This is a genomic window from Craterilacuibacter sp., assembly GCF_051659485.1.
GTDB lineage: Bacteria > Pseudomonadota > Gammaproteobacteria > Burkholderiales > Chromobacteriaceae > Craterilacuibacter.
Map to the genome: position 1 here is coordinate 1 of NZ_JBOFOO010000035.1, position 3,935 is coordinate 3,935.

Consider the following 3,935-nt stretch of genomic DNA (forward strand, 5'->3'; position numbering starts at 1 on the left):
CGGCGCATGTCGCGCTGCTGTTCGCCGTTGGGCATGAGTTCGTATTTAAAGGCTTGGAGTCGTTGCATATGACCACGATACAGATTTGCCGAAACACGGCGCAAGTGGATTTGCTAAATTAATGGACGCCTGCGGCGTCGCGATGCCTGCCGCTGCCATGCCCCGTTCTACACGGGGCATTTTTTCATCTAGAATGCATTACATCGTCCACATTGAGTGCCAGCCATGTTCCGACTCGTTATTGCCGACAAAAATTTCTCCTCCTGGTCTTTACGTCCGTGGCTGGTTCTCAAGATGGTCAACGAACCCTTCGAGGAAATACCGCTACACCTCTACCAGCCGGATACACAACAGCACATCCTGCAATACAGCCCCAGCGGCAAAGTGCCGGTCTTGTTTGACCATCATCTGCGTATCTGGGACTCGCTGGCGATTTGCGAGTATCTGGCCGAATGCTACCCCGCCGCCCAGTTGTGGCCGCGCGAGCCGGCAAAAAGGGCCACCGCGCGGGCGATCACGGCCGAGATGCACTCGGGCTTTAATGCCCTGCGCCAGAACCTGCCCATGAATGTTGTGTTGCAGCAGCATGATACGGTGCGGGATGAAGCCACCCAGGCCGATATCGAGCGCATCAGCGCCATCTGGCAAACACTACGGCAAGAACATCAGGGAAACGGGCCATTCCTGTTCGGCCACTTCACGCTGGCCGATGCCATGTACGCCCCCGTGGTGCTGCGCTTTGCCAGCTACGGCATCAACCTGCCGCCCCTGGCACAAGCTTACGCCGAGCATATGCATGCCCTGCCGGCGATGCAGGAATGGATAGCCGGTGCCCAAGCCGAGCAAGACGGCACACAAGACTGATCGTTGACCAAAGTGGTGGCGCACCATTCATCAGAGTTTGCTAAACTAGCGCGCTTTCCCGGGAGCAGCATATGAGTACACCCTTTATTATCGGCGTCGCCGGTGGCAGCGGCAGCGGCAAAACAACCGTCACCTGCAAGGTGGTCGAGACGATAGGCAGCGACAAGGCTGCGGTCATCATTCAGGACAATTACTATCGCGACCAGAGCCATCTGACGATGGAACAGCGCCTGCATACCAACTACGACCATCCGCATGCGTTCGACTGGCCGCTCTTGATCCAGCATATCGACGACCTGAAAAACGGTGTACCTATCGAAATGCCGATCTACGACTTTGCCAATCACACCCGTGCCGCGCAGACCGAAACCGTGGTCGGTGCACCGGTCATCGTGATCGAAGGCATTTTCGCGCTCTACGATCAGGCACTACGCGACCTGATGTCATTGAAGATTTTTGTCGATACCGATGGCGATGTACGCTTCATCCGCCGTCTGGAGCGCGATATCGCCGAGCGCGGCCGCACCATGCCCAGCGTCATCGAGCAGTACTTGGGCACGGTACGCCCGATGCACAACCAGTTTGTCGAACCGACCAAACGCTTTGCCGACGTGATCCTGCCACACGGCGTCAACGACCCGGCGGTCGACCTGATTACCGCGCGCGTCGGCAACCTGCTGAAGTAAGCATGCGCCACCCCGCAAAAAAGGCCGGAATCATTCCGGCCTTTGTTTTGCGACGAGGGTTTTAAAGCGCCGTAATCGGGATTTTTTTGCCGATTTTGCCGCGCCATTCGGCAGGCCCGGTCTGGTGTACCGACGACCCCTGGCTATCTACCGCCACCGTCACCGGCATGTCTTCAACCTCAAACTCGTAGATCGCCTCCATGCCCAGGTCGGCAAAGCCCAGCACGCGCGAGGCCTTGATTGCCTTGGACACCAGATAGGCCGAGCCGCCGACCGCCATCAGATACACCGACTGGTGCTTCTTGATCGCATCGATGGCCGCCGGGCCGCGCTCGGCCTTGCCTATCATGCCCAACAGGCCGGTTTCAGCCAGAATTTGCTCGGTAAACTTGTCCATGCGTGTGGCGGTCGTCGGGCCTGCCGGCCCCACCACTTCGTCGCCGACCGGATCGACCGGGCCTACGTAATAGATAAAGCGGCCGGCTAAATCCACCGGCAACTTCTCGCCCTTGTTCAACATGTCGACCATGCGTTTGTGTGCGGCATCGCGGCCGGTCAGCATCTTGCCGTTCAGTAACAGCACTTCGCCCGGCTTCCAGCTGGCAACGTCTTCGCGGGTAACGGTATCCAGATTTACGCGGCGGCCGCCGGCATTGTCGTAAGGAATGTCCGGCCAGTCTTCCAGCTTGGGCGCTTCCAGCTGCGCCGGGCCGCTGCCATCCAGATGGAAATGTACATGGCGCGTGGCCGCGCAGTTCGGAATCATCGCCACCGGCAAGGATGCCGCATGGGTTGGATAGTCGAGGATCTTGACGTCGAGCACGGTGGTGAGCCCGCCCAGGCCCTGCGCACCGATACCCAGTGCATTGATTTTTTCCAGCAATTCCAGACGCAGCTCTTCAACACGGGTCAGCGTCTCGCCGCGGGCAGCTTTTTCCTTCACCAGATGGATGTCCACCGGCGCCATCAGGCTTTCCTTGGCCAGCAGCATCGATTTTTCCGGTGTGCCACCGATACCGATACCGAGGATGCCCGGCGGACACCAGCCGGCGCCCATGGTCGGAATGGTCTTGAGTACCCAGTCGACCAGCGAGTCCGACGGGTTGAGCGCATAAAATTTGGACTTATTTTCCGAACCGCCGCCCTTGGCGGCACAGATCACTTCAAGGTGGTCGCCCTCGACTATCTCGTAGTGCACCACCGCCGGCGTATTGTCCTTGCTATTGGTGCGCTTGCCGGCCGGATCAAGCAAGACCGAGGCCCTGAGCTTATTGTCCGGATTAAGGTAGGCACGGCGTACGCCCTCGTTCACCATCTCCTGTACCGACAAACTGGCGTCCCAGCGTACATTCATGCCCACCTTGAGGAAGACCACGGCAATACCGGTATCCTGACAAATCGGGCGATGGCCTTCGGCGCACATGCGGCTGTTGACCAGAATCTGCGCCATCGCATCCTTGGCAGCCGGGCTTTCTTCGGCCAGATAAGCCGCGTACAGCGCGTCGATAAAGTCCTTGGGGTGGTAGTAGGAAATGTATTGGAAGGCGTCGGCAATACTCTGGATGAAATCATCCTGACGGATCGTACTCATCGGGTTTCTCCACGGTTGGGCATCAGCTGAGTGCCCGGCAATAGGCTGGGCACGACCTGTTTCATTGTTGGCCAGCATTGTAGAATGCACACCGAGTTGCGTCACGCCAAGAATATGGCGCTTGCAAATAGACGACTGGTCTATTAAGATGCCTACCATGTCCAGACACCCGCTCTACCCTGATACTCAGGCCCATATCCTAGACACCGGCGACAGGCTGATCCAGCACCGCGGCTTTACCGCGCTGGGGCTGGCCGAACTGCTGCGCGAAGCCGGCGTCCCCAAGGGCTCGTTCTACCATTATTTCAAATCCAAGGAAGACTTCGGCATCGCCCTGCTAAGCCGCTACTTCGCCAATTACGACAGCCAGCTGCTGCTGTGTCTTGGCGACGGTGCGCCGGGCAATCCGCGCCAGCGTCTGCTGGCTTATTTTGCCCGCTGGGTCGAATTGGCCGAGTGCAATGATCACAGCACGACCTGCCTGGCCGTCAAACTCGCAGCTGAAGTCTCCGACCTGTCCGAGGGGATGCGCGAAGTACTGGATCACGGCATGAACCAGGTCATCGCCCGCCTGGCCTGCGCCATCCGAACAGGTATTGCCGAAGGCGCACTGGCCCCGCATGAACACCCCGAACAACTGGCCGAGTCGCTCTACAGCAACTGGCTGGGCATGGCACTACGCAGCAAGGTCGCCCGTGACAGCGCGCCACTACGCCGCCTGCTGGACGAAACCGCACAACGCTTGCCCGCCCCGATTTAAACCCCTTACCGCCCTGGCCGACAGGGCGGTTTAC

General features: G+C 59.0%; 5 protein-coding genes. 3 read left to right on the plus strand and 2 right to left on the minus strand.

The annotated features are described in order from the left end of the window. Window positions 1–68: helix-turn-helix domain-containing protein (locus ACRC1E_RS01040; RefSeq protein WP_438513258.1), on the minus strand; the 68-nt coding region annotated here is incomplete at its 3' end. A gap of 157 nt (window positions 69–225) precedes the next feature. On the opposite strand from ACRC1E_RS01040, the gene ACRC1E_RS01045 reads away from it, so the two are divergent. Both ACRC1E_RS01045 and udk read left to right on the plus strand, forming a co-directional pair. Next, window positions 226–864, plus strand: coding sequence for a glutathione S-transferase family protein (locus tag ACRC1E_RS01045; RefSeq protein ID WP_438513254.1), 639 nt, complete (start codon window positions 226–228; stop codon window positions 862–864). Window positions 865–935: 71 nt separating this feature from the next. Further along, a complete protein-coding gene (udk, locus tag ACRC1E_RS01050; RefSeq protein WP_438513255.1) occupies window positions 936–1,550 on the plus strand; it encodes a uridine kinase in 615 nt (204 codons plus the stop codon). A 61-nt stretch (window positions 1,551–1,611) separates the two neighbouring features. On the opposite strand, the gene ACRC1E_RS01055 is transcribed toward udk, so the two are convergent. Next, complete coding sequence (locus ACRC1E_RS01055; RefSeq protein ID WP_438513256.1) at window positions 1,612–3,141, minus strand: fumarate hydratase; 1,530 nt, start codon at window positions 3,139–3,141, stop codon at window positions 1,612–1,614. A gap of 157 nt (window positions 3,142–3,298) precedes the next feature. Here ACRC1E_RS01055 and ACRC1E_RS01060 point away from each other — a divergent pair, with 157 nt between their 5' ends. Continuing rightward, window positions 3,299–3,901 carry a TetR/AcrR family transcriptional regulator gene (locus tag ACRC1E_RS01060; protein ID WP_438513257.1) on the plus strand — a complete coding sequence of 201 codons (603 nt, stop codon included), beginning with the start codon at window positions 3,299–3,301 and terminating at the stop codon, window positions 3,899–3,901. The last annotated feature ends 34 nt before the right edge of the window (window positions 3,902–3,935 follow it).

Excerpts from the sequence above, each read along its gene's own strand:
- udk (WP_438513255.1), top strand. The coding sequence starts at position 936 with ATGAGTACACCCTTTATTATCGGCGTCGCCGGTGGCAGCGGCAGCGGC.
- ACRC1E_RS01045 (WP_438513254.1), top strand. The coding sequence starts at position 226 with ATGTTCCGACTCGTTATTGCCGACAAAAATTTCTCCTCCTGGTCTTTA.
- ACRC1E_RS01060 (WP_438513257.1), top strand. The coding sequence starts at position 3,299 with ATGTCCAGACACCCGCTCTACCCTGATACTCAGGCCCATATCCTAGAC.
- ACRC1E_RS01055 (WP_438513256.1), bottom strand. The coding sequence starts at position 3,141 with ATGAGTACGATCCGTCAGGATGATTTCATCCAGAGTATTGCCGACGCC.